The sequence below is a fragment of the Achromobacter sp. 1011811831 genome (genome assembly GCF_059760905.1).
Genome location: NZ_JCBANG010000069.1, coordinates 1 through 15697, shown reverse-complemented (window position 1 = coordinate 15697; position 15697 = coordinate 1). Strand labels below are relative to the sequence as shown.

At 70.0% G+C, this 15697-nt stretch carries 20 protein-coding genes; 6 read left to right on the top strand and 14 right to left on the bottom strand.

The genetic code is table 11. The annotated features are described in order from the left end of the window. Window positions 1-121: 121 nt before the first annotated feature. Both AC6LJ9_RS22275 and AC6LJ9_RS22270 read left to right on the top strand, forming a co-directional pair. Window positions 122-1081, top strand: a complete 960-nt coding sequence (locus AC6LJ9_RS22275; RefSeq protein ID WP_212320393.1) for a LysR family transcriptional regulator — start codon at window positions 122-124, stop codon at window positions 1079-1081. A 19-nt stretch (window positions 1082-1100) separates the two neighbouring features. Then, complete coding sequence (locus AC6LJ9_RS22270) at window positions 1101-1679, top strand: GNAT family N-acetyltransferase (RefSeq protein WP_498149234.1); 579 nt, start codon at window positions 1101-1103, stop codon at window positions 1677-1679. Between the two features lie 74 nt (window positions 1680-1753). Here AC6LJ9_RS22270 and AC6LJ9_RS22265 read toward each other — a convergent pair whose 3' ends face one another. The 4 genes from AC6LJ9_RS22265 to ykgO all read right to left on the bottom strand — a co-directional run bounded on the left by AC6LJ9_RS22265 (window position 1754) and on the right by ykgO (window position 4857). Continuing rightward, the gene (locus AC6LJ9_RS22265; RefSeq protein WP_498149233.1) at window positions 1754-2482 is read right to left on the bottom strand and encodes an alpha/beta fold hydrolase; all 729 of its coding nucleotides are present in this window, start codon (window positions 2480-2482) and stop codon (window positions 1754-1756) included. Between the two features lie 91 nt (window positions 2483-2573). Next, window positions 2574-3446, bottom strand: a complete 873-nt coding sequence (locus AC6LJ9_RS22260; protein ID WP_498149232.1) for an arsenic resistance protein — start codon at window positions 3444-3446, stop codon at window positions 2574-2576. A 143-nt stretch (window positions 3447-3589) separates the two neighbouring features. Beyond that, the gene (locus tag AC6LJ9_RS22255) at window positions 3590-4711 is read right to left on the bottom strand and encodes an NAD(P)/FAD-dependent oxidoreductase (protein WP_498149231.1); all 1122 of its coding nucleotides are present in this window, start codon (window positions 4709-4711) and stop codon (window positions 3590-3592) included. Further along, window positions 4711-4857, bottom strand: a complete 147-nt coding sequence (ykgO, locus tag AC6LJ9_RS22250) for a type B 50S ribosomal protein L36 (protein WP_498149230.1) — start codon at window positions 4855-4857, stop codon at window positions 4711-4713. The genes AC6LJ9_RS22255 and ykgO overlap by 1 nt, the downstream gene beginning before the upstream one ends. A 156-nt stretch (window positions 4858-5013) precedes the next feature. On the opposite strand from ykgO, the gene AC6LJ9_RS22245 reads away from it, so the two are divergent. Then, the gene (locus AC6LJ9_RS22245) at window positions 5014-5238 is read left to right on the top strand and encodes a hypothetical protein (RefSeq protein ID WP_498140838.1); all 225 of its coding nucleotides are present in this window, start codon (window positions 5014-5016) and stop codon (window positions 5236-5238) included. Between the two features lie 21 nt (window positions 5239-5259). On the opposite strand, the gene gspN is transcribed toward AC6LJ9_RS22245, so the two are convergent. The 10 genes from gspN to AC6LJ9_RS22195 form a co-directional block, all read right to left on the bottom strand. Beyond that, window positions 5260-6018: a type II secretion system protein N gene (gspN, locus tag AC6LJ9_RS22240; protein ID WP_498149229.1), complete on the bottom strand. Its 759-nt coding sequence runs from the start codon at window positions 6016-6018 to the stop codon at window positions 5260-5262. Next, on the bottom strand, window positions 6018-6605 hold the full coding sequence (locus tag AC6LJ9_RS22235; RefSeq protein ID WP_498149228.1) for a type II secretion system protein M: 588 nt from the start codon (window positions 6603-6605) through the stop codon (window positions 6018-6020). The genes gspN and AC6LJ9_RS22235 overlap by 1 nt, the downstream gene beginning before the upstream one ends. Next, window positions 6602-7594 (bottom strand): type II secretion system protein GspL, encoded by a 993-nt coding sequence (gene gspL / locus AC6LJ9_RS22230; RefSeq protein ID WP_498149227.1) that lies wholly within the window; start codon window positions 7592-7594, stop codon window positions 6602-6604. The genes AC6LJ9_RS22235 and gspL overlap by 4 nt, the downstream gene beginning before the upstream one ends. After that, the gene (gene gspK, locus AC6LJ9_RS22225) at window positions 7591-8337 is read right to left on the bottom strand and encodes a type II secretion system minor pseudopilin GspK (RefSeq protein ID WP_498149226.1); all 747 of its coding nucleotides are present in this window, start codon (window positions 8335-8337) and stop codon (window positions 7591-7593) included. The genes gspL and gspK overlap by 4 nt, the downstream gene beginning before the upstream one ends. 9 nt (window positions 8338-8346) lie before the next feature. Continuing rightward, window positions 8347-8553 carry a hypothetical protein gene (locus AC6LJ9_RS22220; RefSeq protein ID WP_498149225.1) on the bottom strand — a complete coding sequence of 69 codons (207 nt, stop codon included), beginning with the start codon at window positions 8551-8553 and terminating at the stop codon, window positions 8347-8349. Then, window positions 8550-9164, bottom strand: coding sequence for a PulJ/GspJ family protein (locus tag AC6LJ9_RS22215; protein WP_498149224.1), 615 nt, complete (start codon window positions 9162-9164; stop codon window positions 8550-8552). Before AC6LJ9_RS22215 ends, AC6LJ9_RS22220 begins: the two co-directional genes overlap by 4 nt. Further along, window positions 9161-9565 (bottom strand): type II secretion system minor pseudopilin GspI, encoded by a 405-nt coding sequence (gene gspI, locus AC6LJ9_RS22210; RefSeq protein WP_212318994.1) that lies wholly within the window; start codon window positions 9563-9565, stop codon window positions 9161-9163. Before gspI ends, AC6LJ9_RS22215 begins: the two co-directional genes overlap by 4 nt. 1 nt (window position 9566) lies before the next feature. Then, on the bottom strand, window positions 9567-10055 hold the full coding sequence (locus AC6LJ9_RS22205) for a GspH/FimT family pseudopilin (RefSeq protein ID WP_103273966.1): 489 nt from the start codon (window positions 10053-10055) through the stop codon (window positions 9567-9569). Then, the gene (gene gspG / locus AC6LJ9_RS22200) at window positions 10027-10455 is read right to left on the bottom strand and encodes a type II secretion system major pseudopilin GspG (RefSeq protein ID WP_498149223.1); all 429 of its coding nucleotides are present in this window, start codon (window positions 10453-10455) and stop codon (window positions 10027-10029) included. Before gspG ends, AC6LJ9_RS22205 begins: the two co-directional genes overlap by 29 nt. Before the next feature lie 90 nt (window positions 10456-10545). After that, a complete protein-coding gene (locus tag AC6LJ9_RS22195) occupies window positions 10546-10983 on the bottom strand; it encodes a type II secretion system protein N (RefSeq protein ID WP_498149222.1) in 438 nt (145 codons plus the stop codon). Between the two features lie 215 nt (window positions 10984-11198). On the opposite strand from AC6LJ9_RS22195, the gene AC6LJ9_RS22190 reads away from it, so the two are divergent. The 3 genes from AC6LJ9_RS22190 to AC6LJ9_RS22180 are packed head-to-tail and all read left to right on the top strand — an operon-like array spanning window position 11199 to window position 15646. Further along, window positions 11199-13208, top strand: a complete 2010-nt coding sequence (locus tag AC6LJ9_RS22190; RefSeq protein ID WP_498149221.1) for a LamG-like jellyroll fold domain-containing protein — start codon at window positions 11199-11201, stop codon at window positions 13206-13208. Window positions 13209-13229: 21 nt separating this feature from the next. Then, complete coding sequence (locus tag AC6LJ9_RS22185) at window positions 13230-13400, top strand: hypothetical protein (RefSeq protein ID WP_212319004.1); 171 nt, start codon at window positions 13230-13232, stop codon at window positions 13398-13400. 38 nt (window positions 13401-13438) lie between these two features. After that, the gene (locus AC6LJ9_RS22180) at window positions 13439-15646 is read left to right on the top strand and encodes a phosphocholine-specific phospholipase C (protein WP_498149220.1); all 2208 of its coding nucleotides are present in this window, start codon (window positions 13439-13441) and stop codon (window positions 15644-15646) included. Window positions 15647-15697: the final 51 nt, after the last annotated feature.

Below are 15697 nucleotides of genomic sequence, written 5' to 3'. Positions count from 1 at the left end.
CCGACTAGGGGTGGGACAGATGGTCCCAAGTCGGGCCCGCTGGCGGAAGACGGGTATGGCGAATGACGCTTATTCCGTGGTGGAATACCGGATCGGAGGCTACTCGGACTCTAATCGCGACATGGATCGGATCAAAGCGCTACGCCTGTTCACCCGGGTGGTGGACCTGGGCTCCTTCAGTCGCGCCGCGCTCGAGCTGGGCATCGGCCAGCCCGCGGCGACCAAGCAGGTCGCCCGCATGGAGCAGGAGCTGGGCGCGCGCCTGCTGCATCGGTCCACGCACGGCGTGTCGCCCACCGACGTCGGCATCCGCTACTACGAGAAGTGCAAGCTCATCGTGCACCACGACGAGGAAGCCCGCTCCGTGGCCGCGCTGACGCAGTCGCAGGTGCAGGGGACGTTGCGCATCAGCACCTCGGTCGCCTTCGGTCGCCGCGTGCTGGCGCCGATGGTGCTGGACTTCATGCGCGACCATGCGCTGCTGACGGTGGACCTGAGCTTCGACGACCGCTACGTCAACCTGGTCGAGCAGGGCGTGGACGTGGCGGTGCGCATGGGCCGGCTGGCCGATTCCTCGCTGGGTGCGACCTACCTGGGCAACAGCCCCTGGGTCGTGGTCGCGTCGGCTGCCTACCTGGAACGGCGCGGCGCGCCCGTCCGGCCCGAAGCGCTGGCCGATCACGCGGCGCTGGTCTACAGCACCGCGCAGGGCGACGCCATCTGGCATTTCGCCGGCAGCGGCGCGCAGACGCTGGCTATTCCGGTGAAGGAACGGCTGCGCTCGAACAATCTGTCCGTGCTGCTGGATGCCGCCCGCGACGGCTTCGGCATCGCCGTGCTGCCGCGCTATGTGGCCGACGAAGACCTGCGCCGGGGCGCCATCTTGCCGCTGCTGGAGGATTGGCGTCTGCCGGGGCAGGAGATCCACGCGGTGTACCCGTCGCCGCGCATGGTGCCGGCCAAGGTGCAGGAACTGGTCGCGTGGCTGAAGGGCAGGTTCAGGGACGAGTGGTGGCGCGCGGACGTGCGCGGCGCGGCGGCTGGGCCTGCGGCCGGAGCAGGTATAGTCCGGGGCAGTTGAAACAACGCCTGGAGCATCTGTGGCTGGATTGGACGACACGCGCGGCGCCGGCGCGACCTGTGATTTTCTCGCGGCCTTGCCCGTCTCGGACGGCATGGTCAGCATCCGCCCCATGTCCGCCGAGGATGCGGCGGCCTATGCCGCAGGCACGGATGACGAGCTGGTGCAGCGCTACGCTCATCTCCCCTTGAAGCAATACACGCCGGAGCTCGTGCGCGATCTGATCGACGGCGTGATCGCGGACGGTCTGCGCGAGGGAACGCTGGCGGTGCTGACCATCGCCGACGCGGCATCGGATGCGTTCCTGGGCAGCCTGGTGATCTTCGACGTCAGCGCCGAGGACGCCGAGGTCGGCTATTGGATCGCGCCGCAGCATCGTGGACGGCAGGCGTCGGGGCGGGCCCTGGCGCTGGCGATGGAATTGGCGCGCGGCCTGGGCCTGAAGCGCTTGCGCGCGCGCACGGTGCGCGAGAATCCCGCGTCCGAGCGCGTGCTGGTGCGGGCGGGATTCGCGCAGGCGGGCGAGGCGCGGCCGGCGCTCACGCCGTCAGGGAAGACCGAAATGAGCGTGAACTATTGCGCCGAACTGAGGGCGTGAGTCTTGCAGTCGAGCCGGCCGCGTAGGGCGATAGGAAATCCTGGTCGTTGCCGCGGAGCCATCCTGGCCCGTGCTCAGGCCAGGAATTGCTCGATGGCGGCGGCAAACGCCGCAGGATTGTCGAGCATCATCAGATGCCCGCTCCGGGCAACCGTGAAATCGCCCGCGCATTTCTCCAGGGCCCAGTCGGGCACGTTCCAGCCCGCGCGGGAATGCTCTCCGGCAAGCAGATACACGGGATGCCGGTCGAATACCGCCTCGACCAGAGCGGGATACGCATCGCTTCCCGTCGTCGCCACCACGGATTGACCCATGGCGCGCAGCGTGGCGGCGGGCTGGTGGGCCAGCCAGCGGGCGGCAATGCCGCCGAGATCCGGCGCGGGCGCGTGGACGGACTTGCTGATCCACGCCAGCGGATCGGCGCGAAAGCCCGCCAGCATGGCCTCGGCCTCGGCCGGGCTCATGCGTCCGACCGAGGCGGACCAGAAGGCGTCATCCAGCGTGAAGTTGCCTTCAACGTTGATGATCTTGCGGACGCGCTCGGGATGGGCTTGCGCGAACAGCATCGCGACCGCTCCGCCAACGGAGTGGCCAACGACGTCGACGGAGGCACCGCCGAAGCGGGCATCCACGAAGGCCCGCAGATGCGCTACCTGGCCGGGAAGGGAGATGCGACCCGGCGCGACGGTCTGATACTGGCCGTAGCCGAGCAGGTCGGGCGCGGCGCGCAACGTGTCAGGCCCGATGACATCGAATGTGCCGATGAAGCCATGAACGAAAATGACGGGAGTGGTGTTGCGCATGTCGGCCTGATGGGGGGAACGGCGATGGGAGTCCTGTCGCAGGTTTTACCATGGCCCGTTGCCGTGGCGAGGACGCGCGGCACGGCAGCTTTCATGGCGCTTCGGCATGGGCGGCCGTCCGGCCGTCCATGCGGGCAATGCCGGACGCATTCCGCTGGCCGAGCAGCAGCCGCCTGAGCAAAGTCAGATGCGGAAACTCCACCAGCATGCCGATGATGAGCGCGGCGTAGATCAAGGGTTGGCCGGGCAGGGCGGCGATGGTCACAGCCAGCATCAGCGGGGCGTTGCGGGCGGCGATGCTCATCGTGAGCAAGGCGTGGTCGGGGTAGGGCAGGCGCGCCAGCCGGCTGATGCCTTCGCCCAGGAAATACGTCAGGACGAAGAACAGGAAAACGGCCAGCAGGATCCAGGCGAACAGGCCGCGATGCTCCAGGATGACCGCGACATGGGCGGCGAAGATCTGCATGACCAGCGCCGCGATCAGCCAGGGCGTCAGGCGGTCCACGCAGGCAAGCAGGCGTTCGAGGCGCGCCTGGCCGAGCAGCCGGCGCAGGCCGAGATGCGCCAGCACGGCCACGGCGAGGGGGACGAGGAACCCGTGCAACAGCGTGTCGGCCATGACGCCGGCGTCCACCTCGGCCGCGCTGCGCGTGTAGAGCTGCAGAAAGACGGGGTACAGCAGCAGCTGCATGGCGATGTTGACGGGGATCAGCGCCGCGCCCAGCGCCACGTTGCCGTGGGCCAGCCGCGTGAAGCCGAGGAACCAGTCGGTGCAGGGCGCCATGAAGTAGATCATCAGCCCGGTCATGAACAGCGGCTGGGATGGCAGCGCGACGGACGCGATGACGTGCCCGATGGCGGGGACCAGCAGGTAGTTGGCCCCCACGATCAGCGCCATGACCCTTGCGTTGCCCCGCAGGCGCGCCAGGGCGTCGAAGCGCGCGCCGAAAAAGAGCAGGCCCACCAGGGCGAGCAGCGTGCGATCGACCTGGTCGCCCAGGGCGGCGCCGGCCTCGGGCTAGGCATGGCCGACGAGCGCGCCGGCGAGAATGGCGCCTGCCAGCAGCAGCGAAATCCATCCCGAGCGCAGCAGGCGCGCGTACGCCATCAGCATTCGCAGCCCTCGCAGCATTCGCTATTGCCGAAGGGGCCCCAGGCGCCGCCGGGGGATTGCAGCGCACCGATGTCCTTGTCCAGGCATTGGGCGATGCCCTGCGCGATCATGGCGAAGCGCTGGCGGAACTTGTAGATGAAGCAATAGATGCGCTGGTCGTGCCGCACTTGCGGGCCGACCAGGAACAGGCCGGGCGTGATGGTGGATTCGTCGGCTTCCGTCAGCAGCACCCGGCCATCGTCGTCCCAGGCCCACAGGCCCGCGATCTGCCGCGCGCCGCCGCCCTTGGCGAAGCCGGTGCCCAGTATCGGCGCCTGTCGCTCATCCCAGTAGCGGCCATCGCCCGCGTGGATGCGGAAGCCGCCTTTCTCGTGCCGTGTCACGCCGATCACATCGACGCCAAAGACGATCTCCAGCCGGCCGCTGTCGGCCGCGTCGTAGAGCCGCTGCCGGCTGTAGGGCGACAGCGACAGGCTGGGATCGTGAGCGGCCTGTTGATCCCATGTGGGTTTGCGGACCAGCAGCCGGACCTCGCGACCCAGCCTGGCCAGGTTGATGGCCGCGTCCACGCCGCTTTCATAGCCGCCGATCACGGTATAGCGGTGGGCATCGAAGTGGTTCCAATCGGCCACCAGCGCATAGTGCGGGCACCATGCGGCGCCGGGAAAGGGCGTCAGATCGGGAAACTGGAATTCGCCGGTCGCCCAGATCAGGAAGCCGGCCCGCAGCGTGCCCTTCGGCGTATCGAGCAGGAAGCCGCCGCCCGGAACCGGGTGGACGGCCGCGATCTTGCAATAGCTGGCGACCGGCAGCGCATGCCCCTGGGCGACGAAGGCCAGATAGTCGGCGTACTGGGCGCCGCTCGGGTGCTCGGCGCCGCTGAGGATCGCGGGCGAACTCGGTTCGTTGACGGCGTTCAGGTCCGCCAGCCCGAAGGGATTGCTGTGAAAGGATGGCGTGATGAAGCGCGTTTGCACGGGCCAGCGCCGGAACGACTCGCCGATCCTGCCGGCCTCGAACACGCCGAAGTTCAGTCCCGGCACCTTTTGCAGCGCCAGCGCCATGCCGATGCCGGCCGCGCCGGCGCCGACGATGGCCACGTCCAGGTCACGCATCAGGCGTTCCGGTTCCTGGCGCCGCCCTGGCGGGCCTTGAAGCGTGGATTGGATTTGCAGATGACGTAGATCCGGCCGCGACGGCGCACGACCTGGCAGTCGCGGTGGCGGGTCTTGGCATCCTTCAGCGAGGACAGCACTTGCATGAGGGGCTCCTTTTTGTTCGGGTCAGGGAAAACGGACTACAGGATGGCTTCATGAAATGTGTGTTCCGGGCCGTCGGCCAGGCGTGCATTCGTTTGTATGATTAATGTTATAACATATCAAATCATGGCCGAGGCAGATATCGGGAGCAAGCAGCGATGATTCCCCAGACGTTTGAACAGTGGCGGCATTGCATCGTCGTCGACTGCGGCCTGGCCCTGAGCCAGGCTTATGTGTCGGAGCGTATAGCCGCGTGGCGCGATGGCGGCAGCGTGGAGACGGCCCGGTTCCGGCGCCTCTATGGAGACGAGCACTGGCGCTCGGTCCTCGGTTGGTTCGAACGCGCGGCCCGTGAGCTGGGCCACGACGTTGCAGGGCCGTGACAGGCTATCCGGCCGGGCCGTTCAACCGCCCGTCCCGAACGTCACCACATCCTCCGACCGTCGTCCCAGCGCGGACAGCAGGCCGTCCAGCGCCGCGCGTTCCGCTACGCCCGCCTTGGCGGCATAGGTCGCGCGCCCCTGGAACTTCGCGCCGCGCGGGTTCAGGCTGCCCTGGCCGCTGACGTCCAGCAAGCCGCTTTCCGTGCTCAAGGCCAGCGCGGCGCCGGACTTGCCATCGCCTTGCAGACGCAACACGTAGCTGCCCACCGGATTGACCGGCGCCAGCGCGGTGGCGGCATCGCGCCAGCGCAGTTCGGCCAATGGCCCGGCGGGCAGGCGGCCGCCCAGCGGCAGCGTTTGCCACCTGAGTTCCAGCGTGCCTTGCGGCGCCAGCGTGTTCCAGGGCGCGCCCAGCGCCGACAGCGCGGCGGCCGGCGCGCGCACTGATTGCGCCGACAGCGTGGTGCCGGTCCAGCCGGGGCTCAGCCGCAGCGGGCCTTGCAGCCAGGGATGGCGCAGTTCCATTTCCAGCGTGCGCCAATGCCATTGCCATTGCAGGGCCTGCGGCAGCATGCGGCGCGCGCCGGGTGGGCCCAGCGCGATCCAGGCGCTGCCGTTCCAGATGGTGCCGCCGGCGTCGGCCAGGCTGACGATGCCGCCTTGCGGCGCGGCCAACAGCAGCCAGCGGGCTGGCAGCGCGGCCAGCGCCGCCAGCAGCGCGGCGACGGAACAGGCCAGGGCCAGGACCAGGCCGCGCCGGGAAGGGCGGGGCAAGGCCATCAGGACGCCTGTCCGGCGGCGGGCGCGAGCGTGACGCGGCCGTTGACCAGGCCCGGCAGCGGACGGCCGTGAGGATTGGCGGCGCGCTCCAGTTCCGCGCCGGCCACCGTCAGGCCCCAGTCGCGGCTGGCGCCGTCGAGCCAGTTCATCAGCACCGATGATGGCGCCTGGCGCACGTGCAGGACCAGCGCCGGGGATTTGCCTTCGGCCGGTTCCAGCTTCCATTGCTCGGCCGACAGGCCCGCGCGCGTCAGGCTGGCGGCCAGTTCCTCGGCGGCCGGCATGGCGCTGGAGGCGGCGGGCGCGCGACGGCGCAACAGGTCGGCCTGGGCGGTCAGGTCGGCCACCTGCGCGGCCTGGGCGCGCAGCTTCGGCAGTTCGTCGCGGTATTGATTCAGCGTCTTCAACGGCGGTTCGATCAGCAGCGTCCAGGTCAGCGCGGCGCCCAGCACGGCGCCGGCGCACAGGACCAGGCGGCGTTCGCGCGGCGCCAGCGCCTGCCAGCGTTGGCGGGCGCGGTTGGCGACGGGGGCGTAGCGTTGCTGGCTGGCGCGCCAGGATGCGTGGAGTTTTTCGATGAGGTTCATGGTTGGGCCGGCGTGATGCGCCAGGTGGCGTCCTTGTCGCCGCGTTCGAGTTTCAGGCCCAGCGCGGCGGCCTGTTGCACCAGCGCGGGCGTTTCGGCCACGCGCTGCGCCTGTTCGCCGGCATCGGCCAGGGTCAGCGTGAGGGCGTGGTCGGCGTAGGACAGGCGCGCGACGCGGTCTGCGGCGAAGGGCATGGCCTGGGCCGTGGCGCGCGCCAGCGGCAGGAAGTCGCCGGCCGACGACGAGCCTTGCCTGGCGAGCAGCGCGTCCAGTTCCTGGCGCGCCTGGCGCGCGGCATCCAGCACCACGGGCAGCTTGGGGTAGGCCTTCTGCACTTGTTCGCGCATCTGTGTTTGCAATGAGCGCGCCTCGCCGCGCAGCTGCGCGGCGTACAGGTTCAGGCCGCCTAGCCAGATCGCGCAGGCGATCGCGGTCCAGCGCCAGACCGGCCGCCAGCGCGAGACGCGGGTCGGCGCCCATTGCGGCGTGGCCAGCGACCAGGACGGCGCGGCGGCCTGCCAGCGCGGATCGCCGGGTTCGCGCAGCGGGGCGTCGGCCACGGGTTCCAGCGTCTGCGGCGCGATCAGGGCGCGCACGCGCAGCCCGTGTTCGCCCAGCAGCGCCCAGGCGCGCCGCAGCGGCTCGCGCGGCGTCCAGGCCAGCGCCACGCTGCCATCGGCCGCGCGCGGGCCGTGGCCGATGGCCAGGTCGTCCATGTCGCCCAGGATCATGGGTTCCAGCACGCTGCGCACGGCGGCGGCCTGGCGCGCCTTCGGCAGGGCGGGGATCTGCAGCGAGGACGCGATCACGTCCTCGGGATGCAGCACCGCCTCGCAGGCCGGTTGCGCATAGGCCTGGCCGAGCGCGCGCAGCGCCAGCTCGCCCTGCCGCGCGCAACGGCCGAGCCGGTCGAACCAGGCATAGGGCAGCGGCGTGTCCGCGCCCAGCGTGGCCAAGGGGGGAAGGGCGATGCGCAAGGTGTTCTTCAATTGTCTTCTCTCATCCAGACGGTCGCGGGCGCCGCGCCGGGCGTCGCGCGCAGCAGCGCCTGCGCGGTGAGGCGGGCGCGTTCGTAGACCACCACGCCGCGCGCCATGAACCAGCCGCTGGCGGTGACGACGGCGGGCGGCGTGCCCTTGAAGCCGGCGCCCGCCAGGCGGTTGGCGAAGTCGCCGCCGTTGTTGAAGGCGTTGCCCCGGTCGCGCTCGCCGGCGATGGCGCGGGCCTGGCTGATCGACAGGCCAGACGCCAGCGCGGCGATGACTTCGGGCGGGGCGGTGTTGACGTTGACCTGCGTGTTCGCGGGCAGCAGCGTCATGGTGCGTTCCATTTCGTCGCGCACGGCGGGATCCAGGCCCAGCGCGGCGCCCAGTTCCTGCACGCCGCGCGGCAGCGGCGCGCGGGCGGGCGGCTGCGCGGCGGCAGGGGGCGCTTCGGCGGGCTGCGCCGGCGGCTGGCCCATGGCCACGATGTCGATGATGCGCGGCGCCAGCGTGTCCGGCAGGCGCAGCAGGCCCAGCAGCCGCAGCAGCACCTGTTCCTCGGCCGGCTGCGGCACGCCGGCGCGCGCCAGGTTGTACAGGTTGTACTTGCCCTGTTCGTCCTCCAGCCCGCCGGAGAACACGGCCACCCGCTCGTCGCCGGGACGCTCGATGCGCGTGTCCAGGATGGGGGTGGCCCAGATCTGGTCCTTGCGCGTGACCGCCTCGCGCTTGCCGTGGTCGCGCACCACCAGCCGAGCCTAATCGATGCCGCCGGCCAGCAGCATGCGGGCCTGCAGGCGTGACTGCTCGTTCTCCAGCCGCCGCACGCTGGCGGTCTGGCGCTGGAACAGGCTGGTGGTCAGCGCCGCCACGATGGCGACGATGATGAGCGCGCTGATCACGGCGGCGCCACGCTGATCGCGCCGGGGCGGGGCGGGGATGGGGCGAGAAATGGGGCAGATCATGGCAGCTCCATCACGCGCGAATAGCGTTGCGGGGCCTGCGCGTCGCCGCGCTGCACGGTGACTTCGAGGCCGGTCGCGGCGGTGGCCGACGCGGCGCGGGCGGCCTCGGCCCAGCCGGTGCCGGGAATCCAGACGCGCAGCGTCATGCTGCTGGCGCCGGGCAGCAGCAGCGCGCCGTCGCCGACCGGCGGCAGCGGGCCGCGCGCGGACGCGGCGCCGCTGGCGCGCCACAGGCCATCGGGACGCACGCGCCATTGCACGCGCTGCCACAGGCCGGGGCTGTCCGGATGCGGGCGCAGGATCTCCAGCACGGCGCCGCCGCTGGGCGGGCGCAGCAGGCGCACGCCGGCCGACAGCGCGACCGCGTCGCCGCCGGCGGGATCGAAGACCGGGCCGTCGTAGGACAGCTCCACGTCGCGGCCCAGCTGGCCCAGGCTGCGCACGATGGCGTCGGTGTCCTCGGCCTGCGATTCGATCCAGTCGCGCGCGCTGGAGACGCTGGCCAGGCCGCGCCATGAGATCAGGCTGACCAGCGCCATCAGCGCCAGCGCAACCAGCACTTCGATCAGCGTGAAGCCGCGCTGGGCGCGGCGGGCGGGCGGCGCTCTCATCGCAGGCTCGACAGCAGCCCGTCCAGCTGCGCCAGCGCGCCGCCGCGCGGCGCATCCGCGTCGCGCACGCGCACGGAGACCTGGCGGAAGCTGCGGTTCATGGAATTGGTGAAGACCAGTTCGCACTCCAGCCGCAGTCCGCCTTGCGGACAGGGCTGGGTGCGCGAGCCGGCCGCGGGCAGGGTCTGTTCCAGCCGCAGCTGCACCAGCGCGTTCTGTGCGGCGATCAGGGCCAGCGCCTTGTCCTGCAGGGCGCGGTTGTTGGCCGCCATCAGGCCGGTGGCGCGCAGCGCGGCGGCCAGCGCGACCGCGATGATGGCCAGCGCCACCAGCACCTCGATCAGGGTCAGGCCGCGCTGGCGGCGCAGGCGCGTGCGGCCTGTTTGACGCGCGCGGCGCATGTCAGCGGACTTCATAGCGGCCGGCGGCGTCGCGCAGCAGCGTCACGCTGGCTTCACCCGCGCGCAGATGCAGGACGAGCGGATCGGCGACCCACTCGGTGTTGAAGACCAGCGGCCGGGATGGATCGAGCCGGATGTCCACGGATCCGGCGCTCCAGCGCGCCGGGCGCAGGATCGGATCGCGTTCCAGCCTGTCGGCGGGCGCGGCGGCATGCGTGGACGCGGCCGGCTCGTCGGCGCGGCCGGGCCGCTCGAAGGACCAGCCCTGCGCGTCGGCCAGCCAGCGGATGGGGCGGCCGTCGCTGCGGGCCTCGCCCTGGGCCACCGCGAAGGCGTCGGCCAGGCGCTGGGCATCGGCGCGCAGCCGGTTGTCGCCCCGGCCCACGGACAGACTGACCAGGCTGGCGGCGATGGCGACGATCACCAGCGCGACCAGCACCTCGACGAGCGTGAAGCCGCGCTCAGAGTTCCCAGGAGCCGATGTCGGCATCGCCGCCTTCTCCGCCCGGCTTGTTGTCGGCGCCGAATGAGAACACATCGATGTCGCCCTTCACGCCGGGGCTCAGGTATTGATAGGGATGGCCCCAGGGATCGTTGGGCAGCTTGTCCAGGTAGCCGCGCCAGTTGGCCGCGCCTTCGGGTTTTTCGACCAGCGCGCGCAGGCCCTGGGTCGTGGTCGGATAGCGGCCGTTGTCGAGCCGGTAGAGCTTGAGCGCCTGCATGATGCCGGCGATGTCCTGGCGCGCGGCGACCTGCCGGGCCTGATCGGGCCGGTCCAGCACGCGGGGCACGATCAGGGCCGCCAGGATGCCCATGATGACGATGACCACCATGATCTCGATCAGGGTGAACCCCCGCTGGCGGGCGGGCAGGCGTGCTGATTTACGCACTTTACAACTCCGGTTTGAACGCGAAGCCAGGAATTATGAATATGAAATATTACAGAAATCCTGTGACGTTGCCCGGCATCGCGACGTCGCTCAGCGGGCTGGCGTGATCGCGGCGGGCGCGGGGGGCATGGCAGGCGCGGGCAGGCGGCTGCTGCGCCCGCCTTGCTCGACGATCACGGCGTCGGCCTCGACGCCGCGCAGCGCGATGCCGGGCACGATCTCGTCGCCCAGACGCCAGGCCGAAGGCGGTCCGCCGTCCACGCTCAACACGGCCGCGCCTTCGGCGCCGGCGATCACGCCCAGCACGCTGATCTGCGTGCGCAAGATTTCGTCCTTGCCGAACCACAAAGCCACCGCGCCGTTGTCCGGCGCGCGCGGCGTGGCGGGCGCCAGCGCCGGCGGCATGGCGGCTGGACGCGGCGCGAACAGCGTCGCGCCCCACAGGCCGATGCCGGCCGCGGCGGTCAACATGGCAAGCACGCGCAGCAAGGCGGGCTTGGAGGGCAGGGCGGGACGCAAGGACGGCATGAAGTCGGGCGGCTCGGCAAGGCGCGGCGGTGTGGCGATGCAGGCAACTATAGCGGTTCTTGATGACAAGCGAACGGTCCGGCCGCGCCGGGCGCGTGAAGCAAAAAATCCTGATCCGTCGATCAGCGAATCTTCCTTACCCTTAACTGACCTTTCACCTTGGGGCCGCACCATGTCGGCCATCACATCAGTGTGCTGTCACAAGGGAAAGAACCATGCAATTGAAGAACTGGAAGCGATGGAGCGTCGCGCTCGCGATGCTGGGATCGCTTGCCGCCTGCGGCGGAGACAACGGCGACGACGAGGCCGCCCCCGTCGCGCCGCCGCCGACCAAGCCCGATCCGGTCGCGGCCACCAAGGTGCTGTTCGTCGGCGTCGATGGCGCGACCTATGACGCCTGGCATCGCGGCGTGGCCGACAAGTCGCTGCCGGGCCTGGCCCAGCTGACGCTGTCGCGCGCCTGGACCGGCGGCGTGAACGGCGCCCCGACGCAGCAGCCCACGCTGCCGGCGGCGGGCTGGGCCACGCTGCTGACCGGCCAGTGGGCCGATCAGCACGGCGTGCGCGCCGATACGTCGGGCCAGGCCATCAAGACCGCGACGCTGTTCGCGCGCCTGAAGCAGGCCAAGCCCGCGCTGCGCAGCGCGGCGGCGTTCAATTCGACGGATGTGGCGGGCCTGTTCGCCGCCGACGGCAAGGCCGGCAACCTGCTGAGCCTGAGCGACTGCGCCGGCGCCGACGACTGTGTCGCCTCGCAGGCGCGCGACCGCATCAATGAAGGCTATGACGTGGTGGTGGCCCAGTTCGGCGGACCGGCGCGCGTGGCGGCCGAGTCGGGCTTCGGCGCCGGCTACGACGCCGAGCTGCGCAAGACCGACGCGGCCGTGGCGGCGCTGCTCAAGCAGATAGCCGAGCGCCGCGCGCAGAACCCGAAGGAAAACTGGCTGCTGGTCGCCACCAGCGCCTACGGCCTGGGCAGCTCGGGCCGGCCGAGCGCCGTCGACAGCACGCCGGTGTCGCAGAACAAGACCGTGCCGCTGGCGATGAACATCGCCATGCTGGGCGGCCGCGCCGACGATGCTTCCTACGACGGCCGCTGGGACTCGGGCTGGTACGACCTGCCGAGCGCGGCCGATGTCGCGCCCACGGTGCTGGGCTACCTGGGCGCCTTGCCCGCCGCCGACAAGAACGACCTGGCGGGTTCGACACTGTCGGGCGCCGCTTCGGTGCGCCGCACATCGGTGCGCACGTCCATGGACAACAAGCGCGTGGCGTTGAACTGGGTGCGCCTGGGCGATGCCTCGGGCGAAATCACGATCACCCGCGACGGCGCCAAGATCGCGACGCTGCCCGCCATGGCGACGCAGTACGAGGACAGCGGCTTCACCTTCACCGAGGAAGGTACGCACGTGCTCAATTACGGCATCACCCTGGGCGGGGTGACCAGCTCGCTGCGCGCCACGGTGGTGTACGTCAAGCCGCCGCAGCTGCTGTCCTCGCTGCGCACCGGCCTGACCATGTACTTCCCGTTCGAGGGCGACCTGGCCGACAAGGCGGTTGGCGGTGGCTCCATCGTGCCGTTCGACGGCGTGCAGGCTCCGGTCTTCAAGAGCCCGGGCGTGTTTGGCAAGACCTTCCAGAACGAGCGCAGCGGCGACCCCGTGGGCGCGTTCAAGTGGCAATACCCGGCCGGGCTGCTGACCTCCACGCAGGTCTTCACCATCGGCTTCTGGTATCAGTCGGACGGCACCGCCAACGACCGCTCGATCCTGGGCAACAAGGACTACAACTCCGGCGGCAACCCCGGCATCACCATCGCCCAGTGGTCCGGCCCCGAGCTGCGCTTCAACCTGGCCGGCGGCAGCCGCGTGGACATCCAGAGCCCCGGCATGAAGTTCACGCCGAACAAGCCCGTCTATATCGCCATGGTGATCGACAAGCCGGCCAAGACCATGACCGCCTATGTGTATGACAGCGAGCTGGGCTTTTCCAAGCGCTCGGTCGCCACGGGCACGGTCAACTTCGCCCAGATCGCCGGCAGCTACGGTCCCTTCCTGGGCCTGAACGAGGACGGCACCGGCAAGTACGGCGTGTGCTGCGCCGGCACCAAGGGCCCCTACACCATGTATTTCGACGACCTGGCCTTCTGGTCGCGCGCGCTGACCGAGGATGAGGTCAAGTCGCTGGCGCTGTCCGGCAAGTCGATGTTCGAACTGTTCCCCTGATGTTCCAAGGATAAAGAAAGCATGAATCTCCCCCTGATCCTGCGCTACGCCCTGCGCCTGGGCGCGGCGCTGACGCTGAGCGTGTCGCTGGCCGCCTGCGGCAGCGACAAGGACGACGACAAGGCCGACCCGGGCAACCCGCCCGTGACGCCGCAGCCGCCGGCCAAGCCCGAACTGCGTTGCGCGCCCTGAGCCGCGCCCAGCCCAATACAGCGAAAGGAAAGAATTCCGTGAAGTCCGATAAAGATCTGGTCCATGCCGGCAAGCGCCGCTTCCTGCGCAACGCCGCCGCCTCGACCGCGGGCCTGACCGCCATGTCGATGTTCCCGCCGGCCATCCGGCGCGCGCTGGCGATTCCGGCGAACAACCGCACCGGCACCATCAACGACGTCGAGCACGTGGTCATCCTGATGCAGGAGAACCGCTCGTTCGACATGTACTTCGGCACCTACAGGGGCGTGCGGGGCTTCGGCGACCGCATCACCATTCCGCTACCGCAGAACCGCAGCGTCTGGGAACAGCACAATGGCACCCGCGTGGTCATGCCGTACCACCTGGACAGCAAGCAGGGCAATGCCCAGCGCGTGTCCGGCACGCCGCACGATTACCCGGACGCGCAGAGCGCCTGGGACGGCGGCCGCATGTACCAATGGCCGCGCTACAAGCAGGACCAGTCGATGGGCTACTACGAGCAGCAGGAGGTGGAGTTCCAGTACGCGCTGGCCGAAGCCTTCACGCTGTGCGATGCCTATCACTGTTCCACGCATGGCGGCACCAATACCAACCGCCTGTTCCACTGGACCGGCACCAACGACCCGCTGGCGGTGAGCAACGGCCCGTCCACCCGCAACCAGTGGGACAGCATGGGCGCGTCCAGCACCGGCTGGAGCTGGAAGACCTATCCCGAGCGCCTGCAGGAAAATGGCGTGACCTGGAAGGTCTACCAGAACCTGCCGGACAACTTCACCGACAACCCGCTGGCCGGCTTCAAGCAGTTCCGCCGCGCCAACGAACTGGCGGGCAACAACCCCAACGCCCCGTGGTCGCCGTCGGTGGAGGCGGCCAATCCTCTCTACAAGGGCGTGGCCAACACCATGCCGGATGGCGGCTTCCTGAAGGCGCTGCGCGACGATGCGCTCAACGGCACGCTGCCGCAGGTGTCCTGGATCGTGGCGCCGGCCAATTACTCCGAGCACCCCGGCCCGTCGAGCCCGGTGCAAGGCGCCTGGTACATCCAGGAGACGCTGGACGCGCTGACCGCGAATCCGGACGTCTGGAGCAAGACGGTGCTGTTGATCAACTTCGACGAGAACGACGGCTATTTCGACCATGTGCCGCCGCCCGCCGCGCCCTCGCTCGATACCCCCAACGGCGCGCAGCTCCCTAACGCCGTCAGCAGCGCGCTGGCCGGCGCGTCCACGGTCAATACCGACCTGGATCGTCACACCCGGCCCTCGCAGCAGGACGCGGCCGATCACCGCGTCTACGGCCCGGGCCCGCGCGTGCCGATGTACGTGGTCTCGCCCTGGAGCCGCGGCGGCTGGGTCAACTCGCAGTCCTTCGACCACACCTCGGTGCTGCGCTTCCTGGAAGCGCGCTTCAAGATCAAGGAAGAGAACATCAGCCCGTGGCGTCGCGCGGTGCTGGGCGACCTGACCTCGGCCTTCAACTTCGTCACGCCCAACAATGAAACGCTGCCGGACCTGAAGCTGCTGACGCGCGCGGGCGCCGATCAGTTGCGCGCGGACCAGCAGGCCCTGCCGCAGGTCACGGTGCCCGATCCCAGCACGCAGGCCAAGCCGCAGCAGCGCACCGGCGCGCGCTACTCGCGCGCCTTGCCCTACGAGCAGCACGTCAGCGGCCGCGTCCAGGCGGGCGCGTCCGCAGTGGGCCTGGTGTTCGCCAACACGGCGGAGTTTCCCAAGATGTCGGTGCCGGCCTCGGTGTTCCATGTCTATGACAAGCTGCATCTGGACCGCATCCCGCGCCGCTACACGGTGGAACCCGGCAAGCAGCTCGAAGGCAGCTGGGATGCCGCCGCCGATGGCGGCAAGTACGACCTGTGGGTTATGGGCCACAACGGCTTCCTGCGGCATTTCGCCGGCGACCTGGCCCTGGCGCGCACGGCGCAGCTGGATGCCGAGATCCGCGTCTGCTACGACATCGCCAACGGCGACGTCTACGCCAAATTCATGAACAATGGCGCCGCGCCGTGCACCTTCGTGGTCACGCCCAACGCCTACTACGTGAACCACGAGCGCTGGACGCTGACCGTGCCGGCGGGCGGGCAGGTGGAGCAGGCCTGGCCGCTGGCCAACAGCAACGCCTGGTACGACTTCAGCGTCACGCTGAACGAAGACCCGGCCTACCTGCGCCGCTTCGCCGGCCGGGTGGAAACCGGCAGGCACGGCTCGTCCGACCCCGCGATGGGCACCTGAGTCCCGCCGCGCGCCCCGTCCAGGCGGACGCGGGCGCGCGGTCCATGGGAC

Excerpts from the sequence above, each read along its gene's own strand:
- ykgO (WP_498149230.1), bottom strand. The coding sequence starts at position 4,857 with ATGCAAGTGCTGTCCTCGCTGAAGGATGCCAAGACCCGCCACCGCGAC.
- AC6LJ9_RS22235 (WP_498149228.1), bottom strand. The coding sequence starts at position 6,605 with ATGAACCTCATCGAAAAACTCCACGCATCCTGGCGCGCCAGCCAGCAA.
- AC6LJ9_RS22255 (WP_498149231.1), bottom strand. The coding sequence starts at position 4,711 with ATGCGTGACCTGGACGTGGCCATCGTCGGCGCCGGCGCGGCCGGCATC.
- AC6LJ9_RS22265 (WP_498149233.1), bottom strand. The coding sequence starts at position 2,482 with ATGCGCAACACCACTCCCGTCATTTTCGTTCATGGCTTCATCGGCACA.
- AC6LJ9_RS22195 (WP_498149222.1), bottom strand. The coding sequence starts at position 10,983 with ATGCCGTCCTTGCGTCCCGCCCTGCCCTCCAAGCCCGCCTTGCTGCGC.
- AC6LJ9_RS22220 (WP_498149225.1), bottom strand. The coding sequence starts at position 8,553 with ATGATCTGCCCCATTTCTCGCCCCATCCCCGCCCCGCCCCGGCGCGAT.
- gspI (WP_212318994.1), bottom strand. The coding sequence starts at position 9,565 with ATGCGCCGCGCGCGTCAAACAGGCCGCACGCGCCTGCGCCGCCAGCGC.
- AC6LJ9_RS22205 (WP_103273966.1), bottom strand. The coding sequence starts at position 10,055 with ATGCCGACATCGGCTCCTGGGAACTCTGAGCGCGGCTTCACGCTCGTC.
- AC6LJ9_RS22245 (WP_498140838.1), top strand. The coding sequence starts at position 5,014 with ATGATTCCCCAGACGTTTGAACAGTGGCGGCATTGCATCGTCGTCGAC.
- AC6LJ9_RS22275 (WP_212320393.1), top strand. The coding sequence starts at position 122 with ATGGATCGGATCAAAGCGCTACGCCTGTTCACCCGGGTGGTGGACCTG.
- gspN (WP_498149229.1), bottom strand. The coding sequence starts at position 6,018 with ATGGCCTTGCCCCGCCCTTCCCGGCGCGGCCTGGTCCTGGCCCTGGCC.
- AC6LJ9_RS22190 (WP_498149221.1), top strand. The coding sequence starts at position 11,199 with ATGCAATTGAAGAACTGGAAGCGATGGAGCGTCGCGCTCGCGATGCTG.
- AC6LJ9_RS22185 (WP_212319004.1), top strand. The coding sequence starts at position 13,230 with ATGAATCTCCCCCTGATCCTGCGCTACGCCCTGCGCCTGGGCGCGGCG.
- AC6LJ9_RS22215 (WP_498149224.1), bottom strand. The coding sequence starts at position 9,164 with ATGAGAGCGCCGCCCGCCCGCCGCGCCCAGCGCGGCTTCACGCTGATC.